General features: G+C 69.8%; 20 protein-coding genes and 3 tRNA genes. 6 read left to right on the top strand and 17 right to left on the bottom strand.

Features of this window, described 5'->3' with window-relative positions; translation table 11 throughout:
• Positions 1-287 precede the first annotated feature (287 nt).
• From B4915_RS03305 to B4915_RS03325, 5 genes are all read left to right on the top strand, one after another.
• The gene (locus B4915_RS03305; RefSeq protein ID WP_105804408.1) at positions 288-1,640 is read left to right on the top strand and encodes a quaternary amine ABC transporter ATP-binding protein; all 1,353 of its coding nucleotides are present in this window, start codon (positions 288-290) and stop codon (positions 1,638-1,640) included.
• Positions 1,640-2,545, top strand: a complete 906-nt coding sequence (locus B4915_RS03310) for an ABC transporter permease (RefSeq protein WP_105804409.1) — start codon at positions 1,640-1,642, stop codon at positions 2,543-2,545. The genes B4915_RS03305 and B4915_RS03310 overlap by 1 nt, the downstream gene beginning before the upstream one ends.
• 67 nt (positions 2,546-2,612) lie before the next feature.
• The gene (locus B4915_RS03315) at positions 2,613-3,524 is read left to right on the top strand and encodes a glycine betaine ABC transporter substrate-binding protein (RefSeq protein ID WP_105804410.1); all 912 of its coding nucleotides are present in this window, start codon (positions 2,613-2,615) and stop codon (positions 3,522-3,524) included.
• A gap of 270 nt (positions 3,525-3,794) precedes the next feature.
• Entirely contained in the window at positions 3,795-6,398 is a 2,604-nt protein-coding gene (gene valS / locus B4915_RS03320; RefSeq protein ID WP_105804411.1) for a valine--tRNA ligase, read from the top strand.
• A 2-nt stretch (positions 6,399-6,400) separates the two neighbouring features.
• Complete coding sequence (locus tag B4915_RS03325; RefSeq protein ID WP_105804412.1) at positions 6,401-6,679, top strand: Fe-S oxidoreductase; 279 nt, start codon at positions 6,401-6,403, stop codon at positions 6,677-6,679.
• A 57-nt stretch (positions 6,680-6,736) separates the two neighbouring features.
• Here B4915_RS03325 and clpX read toward each other — a convergent pair whose 3' ends face one another.
• The 16 genes from clpX to recO form a co-directional block, all read right to left on the bottom strand.
• Complete coding sequence (gene clpX / locus B4915_RS03330; RefSeq protein ID WP_105804413.1) at positions 6,737-8,011, bottom strand: ATP-dependent Clp protease ATP-binding subunit ClpX; 1,275 nt, start codon at positions 8,009-8,011, stop codon at positions 6,737-6,739.
• Positions 8,012-8,145: 134 nt separating this feature from the next.
• On the bottom strand, positions 8,146-8,784 hold the full coding sequence (locus B4915_RS03335) for an ATP-dependent Clp protease proteolytic subunit (RefSeq protein WP_105804414.1): 639 nt from the start codon (positions 8,782-8,784) through the stop codon (positions 8,146-8,148).
• A 25-nt stretch (positions 8,785-8,809) separates the two neighbouring features.
• Complete coding sequence (locus B4915_RS03340; RefSeq protein WP_245907321.1) at positions 8,810-9,394, bottom strand: ATP-dependent Clp protease proteolytic subunit; 585 nt, start codon at positions 9,392-9,394, stop codon at positions 8,810-8,812.
• A 212-nt stretch (positions 9,395-9,606) separates the two neighbouring features.
• Positions 9,607-11,088, bottom strand: a complete 1,482-nt coding sequence (tig, locus tag B4915_RS03345; protein WP_105804416.1) for a trigger factor — start codon at positions 11,086-11,088, stop codon at positions 9,607-9,609.
• A 50-nt stretch (positions 11,089-11,138) separates the two neighbouring features.
• Positions 11,139-11,216, bottom strand: a tRNA-Pro gene (locus B4915_RS03350).
• Positions 11,217-11,397: 181 nt separating this feature from the next.
• The gene (locus B4915_RS14620; RefSeq protein ID WP_181158443.1) at positions 11,398-11,535 is read right to left on the bottom strand and encodes a hypothetical protein; all 138 of its coding nucleotides are present in this window, start codon (positions 11,533-11,535) and stop codon (positions 11,398-11,400) included.
• 5 nt (positions 11,536-11,540) lie between these two features.
• The gene (locus tag B4915_RS03355; RefSeq protein WP_105804417.1) at positions 11,541-12,488 is read right to left on the bottom strand and encodes a lipid II:glycine glycyltransferase FemX; all 948 of its coding nucleotides are present in this window, start codon (positions 12,486-12,488) and stop codon (positions 11,541-11,543) included.
• 225 nt (positions 12,489-12,713) lie between these two features.
• Positions 12,714-12,787: transfer RNA gene (locus tag B4915_RS03360), tRNA-Gly, on the bottom strand.
• Between the two features lie 64 nt (positions 12,788-12,851).
• Complete coding sequence (locus B4915_RS03365; RefSeq protein WP_105804418.1) at positions 12,852-13,442, bottom strand: gamma carbonic anhydrase family protein; 591 nt, start codon at positions 13,440-13,442, stop codon at positions 12,852-12,854.
• 54 nt (positions 13,443-13,496) lie between these two features.
• Positions 13,497-13,569 (bottom strand) — tRNA-Asn (locus tag B4915_RS03370).
• 135 nt (positions 13,570-13,704) lie between these two features.
• Positions 13,705-14,553 (bottom strand): ATP-binding cassette domain-containing protein, encoded by an 849-nt coding sequence (locus B4915_RS03375; protein WP_105804419.1) that lies wholly within the window; start codon positions 14,551-14,553, stop codon positions 13,705-13,707.
• An 11-nt stretch (positions 14,554-14,564) separates the two neighbouring features.
• A complete protein-coding gene (gene dnaG / locus B4915_RS03380) occupies positions 14,565-16,445 on the bottom strand; it encodes a DNA primase (RefSeq protein ID WP_105804420.1) in 1,881 nt (626 codons plus the stop codon).
• A 94-nt stretch (positions 16,446-16,539) separates the two neighbouring features.
• On the bottom strand, positions 16,540-17,805 hold the full coding sequence (locus tag B4915_RS03385) for a deoxyguanosinetriphosphate triphosphohydrolase (protein ID WP_105804592.1): 1,266 nt from the start codon (positions 17,803-17,805) through the stop codon (positions 16,540-16,542).
• Positions 17,806-17,839: 34 nt separating this feature from the next.
• Entirely contained in the window at positions 17,840-19,036 is a 1,197-nt protein-coding gene (gene dusB, locus B4915_RS03390) for a tRNA dihydrouridine synthase DusB (RefSeq protein WP_105804421.1), read from the bottom strand.
• Between the two features lie 200 nt (positions 19,037-19,236).
• Positions 19,237-20,025, bottom strand: coding sequence for an isoprenyl transferase (locus B4915_RS03395; RefSeq protein WP_105804422.1), 789 nt, complete (start codon positions 20,023-20,025; stop codon positions 19,237-19,239).
• Positions 20,026-20,086: 61 nt separating this feature from the next.
• Entirely contained in the window at positions 20,087-20,809 is a 723-nt protein-coding gene (recO, locus tag B4915_RS03400) for a DNA repair protein RecO (protein ID WP_105804423.1), read from the bottom strand.
• 131 nt (positions 20,810-20,940) lie between these two features.
• Between recO and B4915_RS03405 the strand changes: the two genes are divergently transcribed.
• Positions 20,941-21,792 carry a trimeric intracellular cation channel family protein gene (locus tag B4915_RS03405; protein WP_105804424.1) on the top strand — a complete coding sequence of 284 codons (852 nt, stop codon included), beginning with the start codon at positions 20,941-20,943 and terminating at the stop codon, positions 21,790-21,792.
• 42 nt (positions 21,793-21,834) lie between these two features.
• Here B4915_RS03405 and ruvC read toward each other — a convergent pair whose 3' ends face one another.
• The gene (gene ruvC, locus B4915_RS03410; RefSeq protein ID WP_105804425.1) at positions 21,835-22,440 is read right to left on the bottom strand and encodes a crossover junction endodeoxyribonuclease RuvC; all 606 of its coding nucleotides are present in this window, start codon (positions 22,438-22,440) and stop codon (positions 21,835-21,837) included.
• Positions 22,441-22,479: the final 39 nt, after the last annotated feature.

Below are 22,479 nucleotides of genomic sequence, written 5' to 3' on the forward strand. Positions count from 1 at the left end.
CGGGCGTGTCGCAGATGACCTTCTCTTGCACTCGGCCCCGCCGCGTTGTTAGCTTCGACTCAGCGTTGAGGGGGCCACGCGCTTCGCATCCCACTCGCCGCCCGGTACTGCAGCGGTGACCTCCACCGCCCGGAGCGGTTGGGATGCCGCAGGACCCGTTCCTCCGCAATATGCATTCGGCCGATCGAGCGGCCGCCGGGAGAGATGCGCCCGCACCGGGCCCGCCTTCGCCGCAGTATCCGGCATGCCCTCGATCCTGTCCGACCCGACGAACCGAGGAGTAGAGCTTGAACAACACAGCTGCAGAGCCGGCGATCGAGGTGGCGAACGCCACCAAGGTCTTCGGACGCCGGCCCCGCGAGGTCGTGAAGCGCCTGCGCGCCGGTGCCACACGCGAGGACGTCCGCTCACTCGGCACCGCGGCGGTGATCGATGCCTCCTTCGAGGTCCGCAAGGGTGAGATCTTCGTCGTGATGGGGCTCTCCGGATCCGGCAAGTCCACCCTCATCCGCATGCTCAACGGCCTCAACGACACGACCGACGGCTCCATCCGCGTCTTCGGCACCGAGGTGGTCGGGCTCGCAGGCCAGCAGCTGCGCGAGCTGCGCCGCGACCGCATGTCGATGGTCTTCCAGCACTTCGCGCTGCTCCCCCACCGCTCCGTGCTCGACAACGTCGCCTACGGGCTCGAACTGCAGGGTGTCGCGCCCGCCGAGCGTCGGGAGCGCGCCCGCCACTGGCTCGAGCGCGTCGGCCTGACCGGCTGGGAGGATCACCTCCCCGGCGAGCTCTCGGGCGGTATGCAGCAGCGCGTCGGCATCGCGCGCGCCTTCGCCGCCGACACCGACATCCTGCTCATGGACGAGGCCTTCTCCGCGCTCGACCCGCTGATCCGCCGCGAGATGCAGGAGCAGCTCGTCGAACTGCAGCAGGAACTGCAGAAGACCATCGTCTTCATCACCCACGATCTCAACGAGGCGATGTTCCTCGGCGACCGGATCGCGGTGATGCGCGACGGTCGCATCGTGCAGGTGGGCACCCCCAACGACATCCTCACCGACCCCGCGAACGACTACGTCGCCCAGTTCGTGCAAGACGTCGACCGTGCGCGCGTCCTCACCGCCGGTGACGTGATGGAACCCCCGCTGGCCGTCGTCTCCGCATCGGCAGGCCCGCGCACCGCCCTGCGGACCATGCGCGATCTGCAGACCTCCGCCTGCTTCGTCACCACCGGCAACCGGAAGCTGCTGGGCGTGGTCCGCGACAAGGACGTGCTCCGTCAGGTGCGGGAGGGCGGCACCGACATCACCGAGCGGCTCCGGCCCACGCCGTCCATCGTGTCGCGGGATCAGCACATCTCCGAGCTGTTCGAGCTCGCCGTGGAAAGCCCGCTGCCCGTCGCGGTCACCGATGAGCAGGATCGCCTCATCGGGGTCGTCCCCCGTGTGACACTGCTCGCCGCGCTCACCGACCTCCCCACCATGACGACCGAGATCCCGGTCATCGAGCCGACGCTGACCGTGCCCGAGTCCACGATCACCGAAACGCTCGCCTCGGTCGGGCCGATCATCGCGAACGCCGAGCAGGCGGGCGGAGCCGCGGTCGAAGCGGTGGCGGACGAGAACGAGGAGGTGCGCTGATGGACGGGATCCGGATTCCCCTGGGCGAGTGGGTGGCCGACGGGCTCGACTGGTTCAAGCGGAGCTTCGACGGCCTGCTCGACGTGATCACCGTCGTCGTGCGATTCCTCGTGGAAGGCCTCGCAGATGTGCTCACGGCCGTGCCCTTCCCGGTGCTGATCGTGCTGTTCGCCCTCATCGGCTGGCTCGTGCGCTCCTGGCAGCTCGCCCTCGGGACGGCCGTCACCCTGCTGCTCGTGGTCGCCATGGGCCAGTGGGAGAACGCGATGCTCACGCTCGCACTCGTCCTGATCGCCGCCGCCATCGCCGTGCTCATCGCAGTGCCGCTCGGGATCGCGGCGGCCCGCAGCGACACCTTCAGCGCGATCCTGAAGCCGATCCTCGACTTCATGCAGACGATGCCCGTCTTCGTCTACCTCATCCCCGCCGTGATCCTCTTCACCATCGGCTTCGTACCCGGTGTGTTCGCCACGGTGCTCTTCGCCGTCGCCCCAGGCGTGCGCTTCACCGAACTCGGCATCCGAGGGGTCGACACGGAGACGGTCGAGGCAGGATACGCCTTCGGCGCCTCACCCGGCCGGATCCTGCGCGGCATCCAGCTGCCGCTCGCCATGCCCACGATCATGGCCGGCGTCAACCAGGTGATCATGCTCTCGCTCTCCATGGCCGTCGTCGCCGGCATGGCCGGGGCGAACGGCCTCGGCAAGGAGGTCGTGGCAGCGATCTCGACGCTCAACATCGCGCAGGGCGTGGAGGCCGGCCTCAGCGTCGTGATCCTCGCCGTCTTCCTCGACCGCGTCACGGCCGCGCTCGGCAACCCCGGCGACTACCGCCACTCGCTGCTCGGCAGCCTGCGCCGCAGGCGCGACGCGCGCCGGACGGGCAGCCTCGCGAAGGCCGCCTGAGCGGCCGCGATCCCGAACCTCACCGAATCCCACCCACGTGCCTTCCGGCACGACGAAAGGACGCACCATGCACCAGCGCACCCTGACCGGACTGCTCGCCCTCGGGGCGGCTGCGGCGCTCGCACTCACCGGCTGCTCGAACAGCGGCGACGCGAACGGCGAGAACGGCGAGAACGGCGGCGACAAGGGCACCGTGACGCTCGGATACCTCCCCGCGTGGACCGACGGCCTCAGCACCGCCTATCTGCTCGAGGACCAGCTCGGCAAGATGGGCTACACCGTCGAGATGGAGGAGCTGACCGAGGCAGGCGTGCTCTATGCGGGCCTCGCCGGGGGCGACTTCGACATCTACCCCTCCGCCTGGCCCGAGGTCACTCACGCCGACTACATGAAGCAGTTCGGCGACTCGATCGAAGACCTCGGCGGCTACTACGACGGCGCGGTCCTCACCCTCGCCGTGCCCGAGTACGTCGACATCGATTCCATCGAGGACCTCGCCGGGGCCGCGGACCGCTTCGACGGGCAGATCATCGGCATCGAGCCCGGGGCCGGGCTCACCCGCCAGACGCAGGAAGTCGCCATGCCCGAGTACGGCCTCGACGGCGACTACGAGCTCGTGACCTCCTCGACCGCGACCATGCTCGCCACGCTGCAGGACAAGATCGATCGCGAAGAGGACGTCGTCGTCACCCTCTGGCGGCCGTTCTGGGCGAACGACGCCTTCCCGCTGAAGGACCTGAAGGACCCGCGTGGGGCGATGGGCGAGCCCGAGACGCTGCACTTCCTCGCCAAGCAGGGCTTCTCCGATGAGATGCCCGAGGTCGCCGAGTACATCGCGCAGATCAAGCTGGACGACGAGGCTTACGGCGCGCTCGAAAGCCTCGTGACCGGCGACGAGTACGCAAACGACCCGCAGGGCGCCGTGGATGCCTGGCTCAAGGAGTACGGTGACGCCTACCCCGGGCTGATCACCGACTGAGCGCCGCGCGGCAGCCCGTTCACACAGTCGCGGGGTTCACTCCCCGCGGCTGTGCTCCATTCTTGCGGGCGTGTACCGTGATCGCGGTGATTCCGGTACACGCTCGCGAGAACGGTACACGCTCGCGAGTTTCCCGCGGCCGCCCGCTAAGCTGGACGCACCACACCATCAGGCACCAGTGCGGAGCAGTCGGCCGCGCGACCACACGGTGCCGCCCACATCGAACCACGATCCGGCGCGCACCCCGGATCGAGAAGCGGAGCCCCACGCATGAGCGCGATCCCCGAGAAGCCGGCACTCGAAGGCCTGGAGGCGAAGTGGGGTGAGGTGTGGGAGCGCGAAGGCACCTATCGCTTCGATCGCGAAGGCGCCGTCGCGGATGAGGTGTACAGCATCGACACGCCCCCGCCCACTGCTTCCGGCTCGCTGCACGTGGGACACGTCTTCAGCTACACCCACACCGACACGGTCGCCCGCTTCCACCGCATGCGCGGCAAGCGCGTGTTCTACCCGATGGGCTGGGACGACAACGGCCTGCCCACCGAGCGCCGCGTGCAGAACTACTACGGCGTGCGCTGCGACCCCTCGCTCCCCTACGTCGAGGACTTCGTGCCCCCGCACGAGGGCGGCGACGGCAAGAGCGTGAAGGCGGCGGATCAGCAGCCCATCTCGCGCCGCAACTTCATCGAGCTCTGCGAGCGGCTCACCGTCGAGGACGAGCGGCAGTTCGAGGAGCTGTGGCGCACGCTCGGACTCTCCGTCGACTGGACGCAGAGTTACCGCACCATCGGCGAGGAATCTCTGCGCGCCTCCCAGCTCGCCTTCCTGCGCAATGTGCAGCGCGGCGAGGCATATCAGGCGCAGGCGCCCACGCTCTGGGACGTCACCTTCCGCACCGCGGTCGCCCAGGCCGAACTGGAGGATCGCGAGCAGCCGAGCGCGTACCACACGCTTGCCTTCCACCGCACCGAGTCGAGCGGCGCCGTCGGCGAGGGTGACATCCTCATCGACACCACCCGCCCAGAGCTGCTCGCCGCCTGCGTCGCGCTGGTGGCCCACCCCGACGACGAGCGCTACCAACCGCTCTTCGGCACCACGGTCCGCACGCCGCTCTTCGACGTGGAAGTGCCGGTCGTCGCCCACCACCTCGCACAGCAGGACAAGGGCACCGGCATCGCCATGATCTGCACCTTCGGCGACGTCACCGACGTGATCTGGTGGCGGGAGCTCGGTCTGCCGAACCGCGCGATCCTCGGCTTCGACGGCCGCGTGCTCGCCGAGGCTCCCGAGGCGATCACCAGCGAGCGGGGCCGCGAAGCCTACGCCGCGATCGCGGGCAAGACCGTCTTCAGTGCGAAGGCCGCGATCGTCGAGGCGCTGCAGGCCTCGGGCGAACTGGTGGGCGAGATCCGCAAGATCTCGCACCCGGTGAAGTTCTTCGAGAAGGGCGACAAACCCCTGGAGATCGTCTCGACGCGTCAGTGGTACATCACGAACGGCGCCCGCGACGAGGGGCTGCGCGAGCGACTCCTCGCGCACGGACGCGAACTGGAGTGGCACCCCGACTTCATGCGGGTGCGCTACGAGAACTGGGTGGAGGGGCTCTCCGGTGACTGGCTGATCTCGCGCCAGCGCTTCTTCGGGGTGCCGATCCCGGTCTGGTACCCGCTCGACGCCGAGGGCAATCCGGTGTTCGATGAGCCGATCCTGCCGAACGAGGACCAGCTCCCGGTCGACCCGTCGAGCGATGTGCCCGCGGGCTACACCGCCGAGCAGCGGGGCGTGCCGGGCGGCTTCCAGGGCGAGGTCGACGTGATGGACACCTGGGCGACCTCCTCGCTGACACCGCAGCTCGCGGGCGGCTGGGAGCGCGACCCCGAGCTCTTCGAGCTGGTCTACCCCTTCAGTCTCCGGCCCCAGGGGCAGGACATCATCCGCACTTGGCTGTTCTCGACGGTGCTGCGCTCGGAGCTCGAGGCCGGCGCGCTGCCGTGGCGGCACGCGGGCATCTCGGGCTGGATCCTCGATCCCGACCGCAAGAAGATGTCGAAGTCGAAGGGGAATGTCGTGACGCCGGCCGGCTTGCTCGCGCAGCACGGTTCGGACGCGGTGCGCTACTGGGCGGCCTCGGCGAAGCTCGGCACTGACGCCGCATTCGACCCTCAGAACCCCACCCAGATCAAGATCGGGCGCCGCCTGGCGATCAAGCTGCTGAATGCCGCGAAGTTCACGCTGAGCTTCGACGCGTCCGGCGCGGGCACGGTGTCCGAGGCGCTGGATCGCTCGATGCTCGCCGGCCTGGCGCGCGTCGTCGAGGACGCGACTCGGGCGTTCGAGAACTACGACCATCAGCGCGCGCTCGAGCTCACCGAGTCGTTCTTCTGGACCTTCTGCGATGACTACCTCGAACTCGTGAAGGAGCGCGCGCACAACGGCGTCGGCCAGCCGCAGGCCTCGGCGGTGACGGCGCTGCGCACCGCGCTCTCGGTGTTCGTCCGCTTGCTCGCGCCGTTCCTGCCCTACGCCACTGAAGAGGTGTGGTCGTGGTTCGGCGAGGGCTCCGTCCATCGGGCGTCCTGGCCGCTCGCGGAAGAGGCCGCCGGCCTGGCGGGTGGCGACGCCGATGATGAGCTGCTCGGTCTCGTGGGCGGTGCGCTTATCGGCGTGCGGGGCGCGAAGACTGCGGCGAAGGCGTCGCAGCGGACCCCGGTCGAACTGGCCGTGGTGCACGCCCCGGCCGCGATCCGCGATCGACTGGCTCTCGCCGCGGAAGACCTCGCAGCGGTGGGGCGCATCGCCGAGTTGCGCATCGAGGCCGCCGAGGTGGAGGCCGTCACGGTCGCCGAGATCCGCCTCGAGCAGACGGAGGGGTAGTCGTGCAGCTGGGGGCGCGCTGGCGGGTGGGCGAACCGCCCCACTCGGGCGTGCCCCCGGCGCTCCACGCGGTGATCGCCGAGGCGGAGGCCGCCCATCCGGGAGCGTCCGCGTGGACGCTCACCTGGCTGGAGGGCAGGCCGCGCTGCGCGCTCGGCGGCGACGGCCTCGCGCCGCTGCTCACGGTGACGCTCGGCCCCTCGGGCGAGCCGCTCGTCGAGGCGGAGCGGAACTCAGCTGCGCCTCCTGCCGACGACGAGGACGACGACTGGCTCACCTGAGCGCCGAAGGCTGAACCCTGAAATCGTGATACTGGGCGGCACGCATCCCCGCGGCGCTCAGGCGCTCTCGCGGCCTCCGCGGCGGGCCTGCAGGACGAGCGGGGCGGACTCCCCCAGCACCGACTCGCGGGTGACGACCACCTTCGCGACGTCACCGGAGGAGGGCACCTCGAACATGACGGGCCCGAGCAGGTTCTCCAGAATGGCGCGCAGTCCCCGCGCTCCGGTCTTGCGCTCGACCGCCTGCTCCGCGATCGCCTCGAGCGCGGCGTCCTCGAACTCCAGGCGCACGCCGTCGATCTCGAACATGCGCTGGTACTGCTTGACCAGCGCGTTCTTCGGCTCGGTCAGAATGCGGGTGAGCGCATCGACGTCGAGCGGATCGACCGTCGCGACCACCGGGAGGCGGCCGATGAACTCGGGGATGAGCCCGAACTTGTGGAGGTCCTCGGGCTGCACCTCAGCGAACAGCTGTTCGTCGTTACGCCGGCTGGAGACCGGCGAACCGAAGCCGATGCCCCCCTTGCCGAGTCGCGATCCGATGATCTCCTCCAGCCCCGCGAAGGCACCTGCGACGATGAACAGGATGTTGGTGGTGTCGAGCTGGATGAACTCCTGGTTCGGGTGCTTGCGCCCGCCCTGCGGCGGGATGGAGGCGACGGTGCCCTCGAGGATCTTCAGCAACGCCTGCTGCACGCCCTCGCCCGAGACGTCGCGCGTGATGGAGGGATTCTCGGCCTTGCGGGAGATCTTGTCGATCTCGTCGATGTAGATGATGCCCGTCTCTGCGCGCTGGACGTCGAAGTCGGCGGCCTGCAGCAGCTTCAGGAGGATGTTCTCGACGTCCTCGCCGACGTAACCCGCCTCGGTGAGCGCCGTCGCATCGGCGACAGCGAAGGGGACGCCGAGCTGCCTGGCGAGCGACTGCGCGAGGTAGGTCTTCCCGCACCCCGTCGGACCGATCAGCAGGATGTTCGACTTCGCGATCTCGACCTCTTCGGCCGCGACATCTGCACTGACGAGCGCGGATCCCGCGCGCACGCGCTTGTAGTGGTTGTAGACCGCGACCGCCAGCGACTGCTTCGCGCGCGACTGACCGATGACGTACTGGTCGAGGAAGTCGGCGATCTCGCGCGGCTTGTGGAGCGTGAAGTCGGCGCTCTCGCTGCTCTGATGCTCGGAGAGGCGCTCCTCGATGATCTCGTTGCAGAGCGCCACGCACTCATCGCAGATGTAGATCTGCGGGCCGGCGATGAGCTGCTGCACCTGCTTCTGCGACTTCCCGCAGAACGAGCACTTGAGCAGCTCGCTGCTCTCGCCGATCTTCGCCATGCGGATGCTCCTTCACACTCGGAGGGGGACGACTCTTCGAGACTAGCGGGCACCACCGACATTCACGGACGGCACGCCGCCTGCGGCGTGCCGCCTCCGACCGAGGGGCCGGAGGCGGCGCGCCGAGAAACAGCCTACTGTCCGAGCACCGGCTGCGGGTTCTTGCGGCTGGTGAGCACCTGATCGACGAGCCCGTACTCGAGGGCCTCGTGCGCGCTGAGGATCTTGTCGCGGTCGATGTCCCGGTTGACCTCCTCGACCGAGCGCTTCGAGTGCTTCGAGAGCGTCTCCTCCAGCCACTCGCGCATGCGCATGATCTCGCGGGCCTGGATCTCGATGTCCGAGGCCTGGCCGTGACCCGCCTGACCCGTGGACGGCTGGTGGATGAGCACGCGCGCGTTCGGCAGGGCCAGGCGCTTGCCCGGCGTGCCCCCCGCGAGCAACACCGCGGCCGCCGAAGCCGCCTGTCCGAGGCACACGGTCTGAATGTGCGGGCGGATGTACTGCATCGTGTCGTAGATCGCCGTCATCGCGGTGAACGAGCCGCCGGGCGAATTGATGTACATGGTGATGTCGCGCTCGGGATCCTGGCTTTCGAGCACCAGCAGCTGCGCCATCACGTCGTCGGCCGAGGCGTCGTCGACCTGCACGCCGAGGAAGATGATCCGATCCTCGAACAGCTTGGCGTAGGGATCCTGGCGCTTGTAGCCGTATGCGGTGCGCTCCTCGAAGGAGGGCAGCACGTAGCGGGCGCTGGGCATGGCAATGTTCATGGGAAGTCGATCCACTCTCTCTGGCCTACTTGCTGGTGCCGCCGCCGCCGACGACGTCGCTCGCCGACTCGCGGATGAAGTCGACGAAGCCGTACTCGAGCGCCTCCTCAGCCGAGAACCAGCGATCCCGGTCCCCGTCCTCGTTGATCTGCTCCACGGTCTTGCCGGTCTGCGCCGCGGTGATCTCCGCCAGGCGGTTCTTCATCGACACGATGAGCTCGGCCTGGGTCTGGATGTCACTCGCCGTCCCGCCGAAACCGCCGTGCGGCTGGTGCAGCAGCACGCGCGCGTTCGGCGTGATGTAGCGCTTGCCGCGGGTTCCCGCCGTGAGCAGGAACTGGCCCATGGACGCCGCCATGCCGATCCCCACCGTCACGATGTCGTTCGGGACGAAGCTCATCGTGTCGTAGATGGCCATGCCTGCCGTGATCGAGCCGCCGGGCGAGTTGATGTAGAGGTAGATGTCTGCCTCGGGATCCTCGGCGGCGAGGAGCAGGATCTTCGCACAGATCTCGTTCGCGTTCTCGTCGCGCACTTCCGAGCCGAGCCAGATGATCCGGTCCTTCAGCAGGCGATCGAACACGCTGTTCGGTGGCGTCTGTTCTGCCATTCGGCGCTCCATTCGTTGTAGCTTGCTTCGAGCGTATCGACTCGCCGGGCTGCGCGTCGCCGTGTTCGCCGTGGGCGTGGCGGGCACGATCGGTATCGCCGCGCTCGCTGCCACCGCGGGCAAGGGGTGCGCCGCGACGCATCGTGCGCAGATGCACGGATCCCCCTCGCCCGCGGACGGGGAGGGGGATCCGGAAGCAAGCAGAAGCGGGACTACTCCGCGGACTTCTCGGCCTCGGCGGCGGCCTTCTTCGCTGCGCGCGTCGCGGCAGCCTTTTTGGCGGCGGCGGAACGGGCGGCCTTCTTGGCGTCTTCCTCCGACAGTTCGGCGGGGGCTTCGGCGGCGTCCGCAGCCTCGGCCTCCTCGACGATCTCCTCGGCCTCCGCAACCACCTCGGCCTCGGCCTCGTCCTCGCTGTCGACCGCGGTGAACTCGCTCAGGTCTACGGCGTTGCCGTCCTGATCGACGACCTCGGCCTGTGCGAGCGCGATGGCGAGGGCCTTGTTCCGGGTCACCTCGCCCAGGATCACGCCCATCTGGTTGCCCTGGCTGATCGCCTGGAGGAACTGGGTGGGCTCCATGCCGTACTGCTGCGCAGACTGGAAGATGTACTGCGAGAGCTCGTTCTGCGTGGGGGTGACGCCCTCTGCCTCGACGATCGCGTCGAGCAGCAGCTGCAGCTGGATCTGCTGCTCGGTCGACTTGCGCACCTCGGCGCGGTGCTCGTCGTCCTCCAGGCGGCCCTCGTTCTCGAGGTGACGGTGGACCTCCTCCTCGACGAGCTCCTCGGACACGGGGATCCCGGCCTGCTCGATGAGGGTCTCGGTGAAGAGGTCGCGTGCCTGCTGGCCCTGCGCGAACACGGCGGCGCGCGCGGCCTGCTCGCCGAGGCTCTCGCGCAGCTCGGCGATGGTGTCGAACTCGCTGGCGAGCTGCGCGAACTCGTCATCGGCCTCGGGCAGCTCGCGCTCCTTGACGGCGGTGAGAGTCACCTCGACCTCCGCGTCCTGACCCTCGTACTCGCCTCCGAGCAGCTGCGAGGTGAAGGTGGTGGACTCGCCGGCAGTGAGCGTCTCGATGGCCTCGTCGGTGCCGGCGAGCAGGTTGCCAGCACCGATCTCGTAGGAGACGCCGCTCGCCTGGTCGACCTCGTTGCCGTCGATCCGCGCGATCAGGTCGAGCTCGACGAAGTCGCCGGTCTTGGCGGGGCGGTCGACGGTGACGAGCGTGCCGAAGCGCTCGCGCAGCTTGGTGAGCTCGGCCTCCACGGCCTCCTCGTCGATCTTGGCGTTGTCGACGGTCAGCTTGAGGCCGTCGTACTTCGGCAGGGTGAACTCGGGGCGCACCTCGACCTCGAAGACGAGCACGAGGGTGCTCTTCGGATCCTTGGCGTCGGGCCACTGCTCCACGTCCGCCGTGGGGCGGCCCATCGGGCGCTCCTCGGCTTCGGCGAGGGCGGACTGGTAGAAGTCGTCGAGGGAGGCGTTCACGGCCTCCTGGATGACGGCCTCACGGCCGACCCGCTGATCGATGATGGGGGCCGGCACCTTGCCCTTGCGGAAGCCGGGAATGGAGACCTGCTCGGCGATCGTCTTGTAGGCCTGCTTGAGGTAGGGCTCCAGTTCGTCGAGCGTGACCTCGACGCTCAGCTTGGCGCGGGTCGGAGTGAGCTTCTCAGCGGTCGTCTTGGGCAATTTGGCCTCTCATCGTCGGAGTATCTGCTGCGTCACGGGCTGGTGGGCCCTGGTCGGGGCGACAGGATTCGAACCTGCGACCTCCCGCTCCCAAAGCGGGCGCTCTAGCCAAGCTGAGCTACGCCCCGGTACCCGCAGGTTTCACAGTCGTCTCGCGCGTCTGCGCGCAACCCGAGCAAGTCTAGCCGAAAGTCCCGCCTCACACGCAGCGTCCTTGGGAGCCGCCGCCCGTCCGGTTCGCCTGTCTGCGCGGTTCACCCGCGAGCGCAGGCGCCTCCAGGCCGGGGCGGGCCCATCGCTTCCCCGAGCTCAGACGTCGTCCGCCCCGTCCAGGAGCCGTTGCAGCGAGCGATGCCGGTCGCGCAACGAGGGCGTGCGGCGAAGGCGGCGGCCATGCGCGGCGACCGCGCGCAGCGAGCGGAGGCGCGCCGCGAGCAGGGCAGCCACGCTTCTCACCGGACACCCCCGCGCCGGCCCGCGGATCTGCCCTCTCGAGAGACCAGTCTGCGCAGGCCCGTGTACAGGAGGTAGCGTCCATGGTCGGCCGGAAACTCCCAGGTGCCCGCGTAGTCGCGCTGGCGGCCGCCGAATGAGCGCTTGAAGTCGCTGAACCCGGTCCAGGGGTGGTCTCGCACCTCAGGTGGCACGACCCCGTAGAGGTCGAAACTCGTCTGCGCACTCGCGCAGGCATCCTCGATCATCTGGCCAACCATGACCGTGCCGGGCGACAGGCGGCGGTGCGCGGTGCTCGTGGCGCCGTGCGCGTAGTAGCGGCAGTCGGGGTCATCGAAGATCAGGGACGCGGCAATGACCTCTGTGCCGGAGCGAAGCAGGTAGACGCGACCCGCCTGCAGCGGGAGCAGCACGCGCGCCGTGGCACGCAGGTAGTCAGCCCGGTGCGCGTGCATCCCGGTGCGCGCCGAGACCTCGGCGAGCAGTCGGATCAGATGCTCGACCTCCGCCGGATCGCTGCTTGCTTCCACGCGCAGCCCCTTCTTCGCAGCGTTGCGGTGACGGTTGCGCTGGCTGCTGGCGAACTCCGCGAGCACCTGAGGGAACGGCCGGTCGATGTCGATGATCTGCGTGTGCTCCGGTTGTCTCCGGGGAGCCCGGCGAAGCCCGAGCAGCGGGAACTCGGCGGGATCCACGCTGCCGCTCGGCTCCGCGCGGAGGTAGACCGCCCCGAGCTTCTTGGTGTTCTCGGTGAGCGATTCGAGAGCCTCACGGAGTGCTCCGGGGCGTTCGACGACGGGGCCGTATGGGGCGTAAAGTCGGGATCCACCGCGACCGGGCTCGAGGAAGGCCTGATAGTGCCACCCCTCGCCGCTCGCCTGGACCACCGTCCTGCCGAGGTGGCGCTGGAGCTCGGCCCACGGCTCTTGCTGGAGGAAGTGAGTCACGCGTTCCTCTCCCGGAGCCGTGCGGGCCTCCGCCGGCCCGCGGAACGTCTATGTCACGGCTGAGATTATACATGCCGTTCGCAATGTGTGTCCATCGTATCGAAATAGCTCCGCAACAGCGGAGCGCTCCGTCGCACCTTCGCGCGACTCGCCCGCGCTCGAGGTTCTCGGCGATGGCGGCACGCCCGGAACGAAGTAAGCCCCGCTCATGCGGGGCTTACGGAGTGGAGGGGCTGACGGGAATCGAACCCGCGTAACCAGTTTGGAAGACTGGGGCTCTACCATTGAGCTACAGCCCCGGGCTGCGAGCAGCGCGGGCGGTGCCGAGGCACCTCACCGATCATAGTGCATGGGCGCCCCGCCTCACACTTCGTCGTGTCGTCCGCGCGTCGCGGCCCGGTGGTGGCGCGTGTATTCGAGGTAGACCTCGGCGTTCTGGCTGACCGCCTCCCGGTCCTCTTCCCGGAGCTCGCGGACGACGCGGCCGGGAATCCCGGCGACGAGGGATCGCGGCGGAATGACGACGCCCTGCGGCACGAGTGCTCCGGCGGCGACGAGGGATCCCTCCCCCACGACGGCCCCGCTGAGCACGGTCGCGTTCATGCCGATGAGACAACCGTCTTCTATGGTGGCGCCGTGGACGACGGCGTTGTGACCGATGGACACGTCATCGCCGATGACCGCAGCTCCGCCGTTGCCGCGCTGCGTGTGCACGACGACGCCGTCCTGCAGGTTGCTGCGCCTCCCGATCCGGACGGCGTTCGAGTCGCCGCGGACCACGGCGTTGTACCAGACGCTGCTCTCGGCGCCGATCTCGACGTCGCCGACCACGACGGATCCGGGGGCGAGCCATGCGCTCTCGTCCAGTCTCGGCTCCCCGTAGGCCGCGATGGATATGACGTGGGGGCGCGGCGCGCCGTTCGCCTCCACGCTGCTCGGCACTGCCTCGTCCATGCGCCCTCCTCTGGATCGCGAAAAGGCCCCCGCCTGACGGCGGGGGCCTGAGCGCTCCCCCGGCTGGGCTCGAACCAGCGACATCCTGATTAACAGTCAAGCGCTCTGCCAACTGAGCTACAGGGGATCATTGCCGAAGCAACCCCATCATCGTAGCAAGAGCGGAAAACGCTCCGCAAATCGGGCGGGCTCAGTGGGGACCCGGGCGGGTCGCCGCTCTGAGGCTGCCGGCGGGGATCGCAGGGCTCCCGCGTGCTGGCGCTTATTCCTCGGCGATCTCGTCGTACGCGGTCGCCCGCAGCGCCTGGGCGAGCAGCTGCACGTAGCCGTGGTCCGCGTGGCGGAAGATCTCGTTGATGTCGCCCTGTCCGACGGTCCGCCCGTGCTGCAGCACGAGCACGTCCTGCACGAGTGCCTCGAGCATCCGGATGTCATGGCTGATGAGCAGCATCGACGCGCCGGTCCGTTCCCGGTACCACTGGAGCAGCTCGACGATCTTGGGCCGGTTGTTCGCATCGACACCGAGCGTGGGCTCGTCGGCGATGAGCAGCGCGGGATCCAGCATCAGGGACCGCATGACCGCGACGCGCTGCCGCTGTCCCTTGGAGAGCTCGTAGGGGTACTCCTGCAGTTTCGCGAGCGGGAGCGCCACGATGTCCATCATCTCGGCGATGCGTTCGCCGAGCTGCTCGCGGTCGAAGTGCTTGCTGCGCTCCACGATCGGCTCGAAGAGGATGTCGCCCACGTTGAGCTCGGGCGTGAGCGTCGCACCCGCGTCCTGGGCGAGGTGGCCGACGTAGGCGGTGAGGCGGGCGCGGCTCCGACGGCCGAGGCGACGCAGGGGCACGTCCATCACCTCGGCGGCGCCGCCGGTGAGCTTGATCCGGGCCGACTTCTCCCCCGCGTCGTCGGCTCGGCCGGCGAGGAACCGGGCGATCGTGGACTTGCCGGAGCCGCTTTCTCCGAGCAGCGCCATCACCCCGCCCCGGGCGAGCTCGAAGCTGACGCCTTCTACGGCCTCGAACTCGCGGCCGCCGGCGTGCGCCGGATAGGACAGCGAGAGGTCGGAGACTCGGACGATCGGATCGGCGTCGACGACGGGCTTGGCCATGGGTGAAGAGTTTACTCTTCCCGGAGGCCGCGTCGCGCAGCTTCCAGCGCGACGAGCTGCTCCTGGATGCGTCGCGCGCCCGGGTCGGTGTGGTCACCGATGCGCTGCAGCCGCGCCAGGAGCTCCTGCTTGAGCGAGAGCAGGTCCCGGTCGAGCAGGGAGATGACCACATCGCGCACGTAGGCGGCGAGCTGCTCGGCGCGACGCTGCGGCATGGGCGCGATCGCGAGCTCGCGGACGAGATCGCGATGGGTCTCGGGGGCGGCGGCGAGCACCACCTCGAGCCAGCCGGGGGTGCCCAGCGCGGGAAGGGCGGCCGCGATGGCGTCGCGGACGACCCTGAGCTCGGGCTCCGTCACCTGAGCGGTGACGGCCTGGCGCATGAGGTCTGCGCCGATGGCGTCACCCTGCTGCAGCATCGCCATGAGCGCGTCGCGCTCGAGCCAGGTGGTCGGGGTGCTGCGGAGCGTCGAGAGCGAGACCCGTCGCGGCGCCGGCGCGGGATCGGGCGCGACGGCTGCCGAGGCGCCGCCTTCGCCGTCATACTGCGGGCCGGAGCGGCGGGACTGGGATCCGGCGCGCTCCATCGCCCGCACGGCCTGCTGCACCTCAGCGAGCTCCGCGCCGAGCATGCCCGCGAGCTCTCGGGTGTATCCGGGCCGGAGCGAGGGATCCTTGATGCCTGCGACGATGGGGGCTGCGGCGCGCAGCGCGGCGACGCGCCCCTCGACGGAGTTGAGGTCGAATCGCCGGACGGCCTGTCTCAGCGCGAACTTGAAGAGCGGCTCTTTGCGAGTGAAGAGCTCGCGGACCGCCTCATCGCCCCGGTGCAGGCGCAGATCACTGGGGTCGAGCCCCTCGGGCGCTTCCGCCACATAGGTCTGGGCGCTGAAGCGCTTCTCCTCGCTGAAGGCGCGCAGCGCCGCCTTCTGCCCGGCCTCGTCGGGGTCGAAGGTGAAGATCACCTCCGCGGCGGCGTCATCGCCCATGATGCGCCTCAGCACGGAGATGTGGTCCTTGCCGAAGGCGGTGCCGCAGGTGGCGACGGCGGTGTCCACGCCTGCGAGGTGGCAGGCCATCACGTCGGTGTAGCCCTCCACGACCACCGCGCGCCTGCCGCGCGAGATGCCGCGTTTTGCGAGGTCGAGTCCGTAGAGGACCTGGGATTTGTGATAGACGGGCGTCTCGGGCGTGTTGAGATACTTCGGACCGTTGTCGTCGTCGTAGAGCCGGCGTGCGCCGAAACCGACGGTCTGTCCGCTGGTGTCGCGGATCGGCCACACGACACGGCCCCGGAAACGGTCGTAGACGCCTCGCTGCCCCTCCGAGACGAGACCAGCCTGCGTCAGCTCCTGCGGCGTGAAGCCCTGGCCGCGGAGATGCGTGGTGAGGTGATCCCAGCCGCGGGGGGCGTAACCGACGCCGAATCGCTCGCAAGCGGCGGCGTCGAAGCCGCGCTGGGTGAGGAATTCGCGCGCCGCCGCGCCCTCGTCGCTCGCGAGCTGCGAGACATAGAACTGTGCGGCGGCCTGGTTCGCCGCAAGCAGGCGGGAACGATTCGGTCCGTCCTCGCGCCGTGCACCGCCCTCCTCATAGCTGAGCGGATAGTTGATGCGCGCGGCGAGACGCTCGACCGACTCCGCGAAGGTGAGATGGTCCATGCGCTGCAGGAAAGTGATGGCGTCACCGGATTCTCCGCAGCCGAAGCAGTGGTAGTAGCCGAGCGCCGGGCGCACGTGGAAGCTGGGGCTGCGCTCGTCGTGGAAGGGGCAGAGACCCTTCATCGAGTCGATTCCGGCGTTCTTCAGGGTGACGTAGTCGCCCACGAGGTCACCGAGATTGGTGCGCCGCTTCACCTCCTCGACGTCGCTCGCGCGGATCCGGCCTGCCATAGTGCGAAGTCTATCGTCGCCGCTGAGCGCCGCCTCTCAAGCCAGCTGACGCGGTGGCGTCAGCACCGCTCGCGGAGAACGCGATGCGTTCTCCCTAAGCGAGCGGTGCCTCGCACAGACGGCGGTACCAGGCGATGGCGGACTGATCCGTCAGCGACGCCACCTGGTCGACGACAGCCCGGCGCGCCTCAGCCTCAGAGCCCGCGGCCCGCAGGTCCGCGGCGTAGGCCGGCTCGAGCGCGGCGCCTCCCGACTCCCACAGCGTGTGCAGCAGCTCGATGAGCAGGCTGCGCTGCCGACGATACGTCGGCTGCCGCCTGCCGCTCTGCATCACGAAGGCCGCCACGATGCCCTTCAGCACCGCGATCTCGGCACGGATCTCGCGCGGGACGAGCAACTCCGCCGCTTCATCACGATCGGCGCCGTACCGCGCGAGCGAGGTCCCATCCGCGGCCTCCAGGGTGGCGCGGATCGGAGCGCGCGCGAAGCGCCCGATCATGTCGCTCGTGAAGTTCTTCAGCTTGGCCTGGTCGCGACGCGAGCCGTCCCAGCTCGTGAGCCAGTTCGCGCCGGCGGACATCCGATCGTACGCCTCGCCCAGCTCATCGGAGGTGAAGCGCCCGTCTGCCCACTCCGCGACAGCCCGGATGAGCGCGGTGTGCCCCGAGCGGGCCGTCAGGATCTCGGGGTCGATGTGCTCGCTCACGATCGCGTCCTCGAAGTCGTGCACGGAGTAGGCGATGTCGTCGGAGAGGTCCATCACCTGGGCCTCCATGCACTTGCGACGCTCCGGGGCCCCGCGCCGCACCCACCGGAACACCGCGGCGTCGCTCTCGAAGTATCCGAACTTCGCGCCGCCCGCCGCCGACTCGCCCAGCGCCCAGGGGTACTTGCAGCTGGCGTCGAGCGTCGCGCGGGTCAGGTTCAGGCCGACGCTCTCGCCCTCCGGCCCGAAGTGCTTGGGCTCGAGCCGGGTGAGGATCCGCAGCGTCTGGGCATTGCCCTCGAAACCGCCGAAGCCCGCCATCCACTCGTCGAGAGCGCGCTCCCCATTGTGCCCGAACGGCGGGTGGCCGAGGTCGTGTGCGAGACAGGCGGTGTCCACCACGTCTTGGGAGAGCCCCAGGGCCACCGCCAGCTCGCGGCCGATCTGCGCCACCTCCAGCGAGTGGGTGAGGCGGTTCCTCGCGAAGTCGACTCCCGAGGCCGGGCTGAGCACCTGCGTCTTCGCGGCGAGCCGCCGCCAGCTGCTGGAGTGCAGCACGCGTGCGCGATCGCGGGCGAAGTCGGTGCGCGCTCCGCCATGCTGCTCGGGCAGGAAGCGCTCGGTGTCCTCCGGGCCGTAGCCCGCAGGGAGCATGGCTCGCCCGGGCGCGCGCAGCAGCGCCCGCGCCTCACCCACCGTCCGAGCCCCCGTCGACGCGCTCCCCCTCGGCGACCGCGGCCCGGTCCGCCAGCTCGCTCGTGCGGCTGTTCAGCCAGCCGTCCGGCAGGTGCACCCGCTTCGGGCTGCCGGCCCGGCCCCGCTGTCCCTCCGCACCCTCGCCCGGGTAGGGCATCCCGGGATCCATCGTCGCGAAGATCTCATCCATCTGGGCCAGGGACTCGACCGCCGCGAGCGCGCGCCGGGTGTCGCCGCCCACCCCGTAGCCCTTGAAGTACCAGGCAACGTGCTTGCGGATGTCGCGGCAGGCGCGATCCTCCTCGCCATCGAAGAACTCGACCAGGAGCTCGGTGTGGCGGCGCATCGCCGCCATCACGGAGCCCAGGGCCGGCTGCGCCGTCGCCGCGCGGGCCTCGTCCCAGGAGATCTCGCCGGCCTCGGCCCTGAAGGCCGCTGCCAGGTCTCCGAAGAGCCATGGCCGTCCGAGGCAGCCTCGCCCCACCACCACCCCGTCGCAGCCCGTCTCCCGGACCATGCGGATCGCGTCGTCGGCCGACCAGATGTCGCCGTTGCCGAGCACCGGCACGCTCGTCACCGTCTGCTTCAGCGTCGCGATGGACGCCCAGTCCGCCTCGCCCGAGTAGAACTGGCTGGCGGTGCGGCCGTGCAGCGCGATCGCCGCCACCCCAGCGTCCTCGGCGGCCCGCGCAGCGTCCAGGTAGGTGAGGTGATCCTCGTCGATGCCCTTGCGCATCTTCACCGTCAGCGGGATCTCTCCCGCCGCGCGCACCGCCTCCTCCACGATGGCGCGGAACAGATCGCTCTTCCACGGCAGCGCCGAACCACCGCCCCTGCGGGTGACCTTGGGAACGGGGCAACCGAAGTTGAGGTCGATGTGGTCGGCGAGGTCCTGGTCGACGAGGAAGCGCACCGCCTCCGAGACGGTCCGCGGATCGACGCCGTAGAGCTGGATCGACCGCGGCGTCTCGCTCTCGTGGTGCTTGATGAGCCGCAGTGAGGCGGGGGTGCGCTCCACGAGCGCGCGGCTCGTGATCATCTCGCTGACGTAGAGGCCAGCGCCGTATTCACGGCAGAGCCGCCGGAAGGCCGTGTTGGTGATGCCCGCCATGGGCGCGAGCACCACTGGCACGTCGAGGGCGAGCGGGCCGATCCGCAGGCGCGGGTCGCTGAGAGTCTGTGCAGTCATATCGCGACCATTCTCTCAGATCGGCCCTCCGCGCCCGCCCGCCCTTCCCCGAGTCGCGAGTCCGCGCATTCCCGCCGAGTCCGTGCGCTTCTGTGGCGCAGGTCCCTGCGGACTCGGCGGAAATGCGCGGTTTCGGCTGAGGTGCGCGTTCTTGCGGTGCCCAGAGCCGGGCGAGGGAGGGCCGGGAGGGGACGGATCGCTCAGGCCCCGGCGCCCGGGGTGTCGACCGCGCCCCCGAAGCGGCGATCACGCGAGTGATACACCTGGATCCCGCGCCACAGATCCTGCCTGCCGAAATCCGGCCACAGCGTGTCGAGGAACACCATCTCCGCGTAGGCCGACTGCCACAGCATGAAGTTGCTCGTCCGCTGCTCCCCCGAGCTGCGCAGGAAGAGATCCACATCGGGCAGCTCGGGCACATAGAGGTGCCGCTCGATGGTGCGCTCCGTGATCCCGCGCGAGGTGAGCCGGCCGGCCTCCACCTCGGCGGCGATCGCCCGCACCGCGTCGGTGAGCTCGTTGCGTCCGCCGTAGTTGACGCACATGGTGAGCGTCAGGCCCGTGTTGCCCGCGGTGGCGCGCTCCGCCGCCTGCAGCTCCTTGATGACCGAGCCCCAGAGGCGCGGCGTGCGACCCGCCCAGCGCATGCGGACGTTCCAGGCGTCGAGTTGGGCTCGGCGTCGCCGCAGCACATCCCGGTTGAAGCCCATCAGGAACCGCACCTCATCGGGCGAGCGACGCCAGTTCTCCGTCGAGAAGGCGTACACGCTGAGGTGCGTCACCCCCGCCTGGATCGCGCCCGCGACAACGTCGAGCAGCGCCTGCTCCCCCATGCGGTGCCCCTCCACGCGCGGCAGGCCGCGCTGGTTCGCCCAGCGGCCGTTGCCGTCCATCACGATCGCGACGTGCCGCGGTGGCGGACCACTGAAGCGAGGCGGCCGCTCGCCCGTCCAGTCGACCGGCACGAGGGAGTCGGGGGCAACGGGCATGCGCATATTCTATTCGGGATCGGCGCGGCGGCTCCGCGGCGGAACTCCGGCGCCGTCCAGCTCAGCGTTTCGGTGCGCTGAAGGACCGCAGCCCGCGCTCCAGGTGCCACTGCGTGTAGGCGGCGGCGATTCCGGCGGCCTGCTGCCGCTCTCGCTCGGAAGAGCTGAGGGCAGCGTCCCAGTCCCCGGCGAGCAGCGCCCGCAGCAGGGTGAGCGAGCCCGGGTCGAGACGGGGCGAACCGGGCGGGCGGCACGCCTCGCACACGGAGCCGCCGAGCTGCACGGAGATCGCGGTGTGCGGTCCCGGCGCGCCGCAGCGTGCGCAGACGTCGAACGACGGCGTCCACCCAGCGAGGGACATCGCGCGCAGGAGGTAGCCGTCGCGCACCAGCTCCGGGGGGATGCGCCCCGCCGCGAGGGTGCGGAGGGCGCCCACGAGCAGCGCGTAGAGCTCGCGCGAGCCTTCGCCCTCCGCGAGCCGCTCGGCGGTCTCCACGATCACGCTGCCCGCGAGATAGCGATCGTAGTCTGCGCTGATCGCCGGCCCGTATGCGCCGAGGGTCTCAGCCTGGGTGATCGTGTCGAGGGTGCGGCCCTCGAAGCACTGCAGATCGGCGACCATGAACGGTTCCAGACGCGCCCCGAACTTCGAGGAGGTGCGCCGCACGCCCTTCGCGACGGCACGCAGGAGACCGCGGCCGCGGGTGAGCAGCGTCACGATGCGATCCGCCTCGCCCAGCTTGTGCGTGCGGAGCACGACTCCTTGGTCACGGTACAGAGGCACCCGCCCAGTATCCCCCAGATCGGGCTCCCGTCCGTGCTGGTGGGCGGCGCGGCATCGGGGGCGCCGCACCGAAGTCACGCGGCTCGAACCGGGGCGCTGCGGCGGGCAGGGCCCTGGGGGACAATAGGGGGATGCTGGACGAGACCTTCCGCACCCCGCTCGCCGCCGACCTCGTGGCGGTCGGGGTCGGCAGCCTGCAGGGCGCGCTCTTCGCGGCGGGCTTCAAGCGCATCGACCTGCTTGGCGTCGCGATCATCGGCATCGCCTCGGGCATCGGCGGGGGCTTCCTCCGCGACATCCTCCTCGGCAGCACCCCGATCGCCTTCTCCAACAACCTCTTCCTCGTCGTCGCGACGGGCGCCGCCTTTCTCGGCATGCTGCTCCCCCGCTTCCTGCGGAAGCTGGATCCGGCGATCACCGTGCTCGACGCGCTGAGCATCGGCATGTTCGGTGCGATCGGCACGACCAAGGCGCTCGAGATGGACCTCCCGGTGGTGCCGGCGCTGTTCATCGGAACCGTGTCGGCGGTGGGCGGCGGCGTGCTGCGGGACGTCATGCTCAGCATCCCGATCGCGCTCATGCACGTCGGTTCCCTCTACGCCGTCGCGAGCCTGGCCGGCGTCGCGGTGCTCACGGCGCTGCTCGCACTCGGTGTTCCCGTGGTCACCGCAGGAATCGTGTGCGTCGTGGTCACCGCCGCGGTGAGGCTGCTCGCGGTCCGCTTCGGCTGGAGCCTCCCCGAGCAGCGCGCACTCAGCCGGATCCAGTTGCGCCGCCAGCGCCAGGTCGAGCAGGTCATCGATGAGGCGCTGCACACCGGCACGATCACGCTGCCGATCGTGCTCCCCGACTCCGAAGACCGCGACGATGCAGCCGGTGGCGGGTCCGCGGGCCCGACGCGGCGAACCGCTCAAGAGCCCGGAGAGAACGACGAGAACGACGAGAACGACCAGCACGGCGGACAGCGACGCGGCGCGCACTGAGCGAGGATCCGGGCGCCCCGCGGAACGCCGCGCCCGGCCCGCTCAGGAGCGTGCGCCGCGCCGACGCCCGAGCTTCGACTCGGCCTCACGCCAGGCCCGCTGCGCCGGCGTCTCGCCCCCGGGGACGGCTGCCTGCCTGCCGAATCGCTCCATGCGCACCGCAGCGCCGCCACGAGCGAGGTGCCAAGCGTGGGTGATCGCCAGGGCAAGCGCGTCCGCAGCGTCGGCGGGCTTCGGGGGCTCCGCGAGGCCGAGCAGGCGCGTCACCATCGTGGTCACCTGGGCCTTGTCGGCCGCGCCGTAGCCGGTCACCTGCGCCTTCACCTCGTTCGGCGTGTAGAGGGCGACGGGGATCCCTCGCGCCTCCGCCAGGTACATCACCACCCCGCTGATCTGCGCCACGCCCATCACACTCGCCACGTTGTCCTGCGCGAACACGCGCTCGAGCGCGATCCCCGTCGGCTTCTCGCCGTCGAGGAGGCGCTCGATGCTGGCTCCGATGCGGTGGATGCGCTCGGGCAGCGGCGTCTCGGCCGAGCTCCGCAGCACCTCCACGTGCTCGAAGGTGACACGCCGCGAGGCGCCCGCCGTGACGATCCCGATCCCGCAGCGGGTCAGGCCTGGGTCTACACCGATGATGCGAGCCACCTGTATACCCCTCTCACCGTTCCAGCAGCCGACGGCGGC

This window comes from Leucobacter massiliensis (assembly GCF_002982315.1).
GTDB lineage: Bacteria > Actinomycetota > Actinomycetes > Actinomycetales > Microbacteriaceae > Leucobacter > Leucobacter massiliensis.

Bases quoted from the DNA above. Each gene is read 5' to 3' on its own strand.
- B4915_RS03310 (WP_105804409.1), top strand. From the start codon at position 1,640: ATGGACGGGATCCGGATTCCCCTGGGCGAGTGGGTGGCCGACGGGCTC.
- B4915_RS03315 (WP_105804410.1), top strand. From the start codon at position 2,613: ATGCACCAGCGCACCCTGACCGGACTGCTCGCCCTCGGGGCGGCTGCG.
- valS (WP_105804411.1), top strand. From the start codon at position 3,795: ATGAGCGCGATCCCCGAGAAGCCGGCACTCGAAGGCCTGGAGGCGAAG.
- clpX (WP_105804413.1), bottom strand. From the start codon at position 8,011: ATGGCGAAGATCGGCGAGAGCAGCGAGCTGCTCAAGTGCTCGTTCTGC.
- B4915_RS03335 (WP_105804414.1), bottom strand. From the start codon at position 8,784: ATGAACATTGCCATGCCCAGCGCCCGCTACGTGCTGCCCTCCTTCGAG.
- B4915_RS03340 (WP_245907321.1), bottom strand. From the start codon at position 9,394: ATGGCAGAACAGACGCCACCGAACAGCGTGTTCGATCGCCTGCTGAAG.
- B4915_RS03365 (WP_105804418.1), bottom strand. From the start codon at position 13,442: ATGGACGAGGCAGTGCCGAGCAGCGTGGAGGCGAACGGCGCGCCGCGC.
- B4915_RS03375 (WP_105804419.1), bottom strand. From the start codon at position 14,553: ATGGCCAAGCCCGTCGTCGACGCCGATCCGATCGTCCGAGTCTCCGAC.
- dnaG (WP_105804420.1), bottom strand. From the start codon at position 16,445: ATGGCAGGCCGGATCCGCGCGAGCGACGTCGAGGAGGTGAAGCGGCGC.
- B4915_RS03385 (WP_105804592.1), bottom strand. From the start codon at position 17,805: ATGCTCCCTGCGGGCTACGGCCCGGAGGACACCGAGCGCTTCCTGCCC.
- dusB (WP_105804421.1), bottom strand. From the start codon at position 19,036: ATGACTGCACAGACTCTCAGCGACCCGCGCCTGCGGATCGGCCCGCTC.
- B4915_RS03395 (WP_105804422.1), bottom strand. From the start codon at position 20,025: ATGCCCGTTGCCCCCGACTCCCTCGTGCCGGTCGACTGGACGGGCGAG.
- B4915_RS03405 (WP_105804424.1), top strand. From the start codon at position 20,941: ATGCTGGACGAGACCTTCCGCACCCCGCTCGCCGCCGACCTCGTGGCG.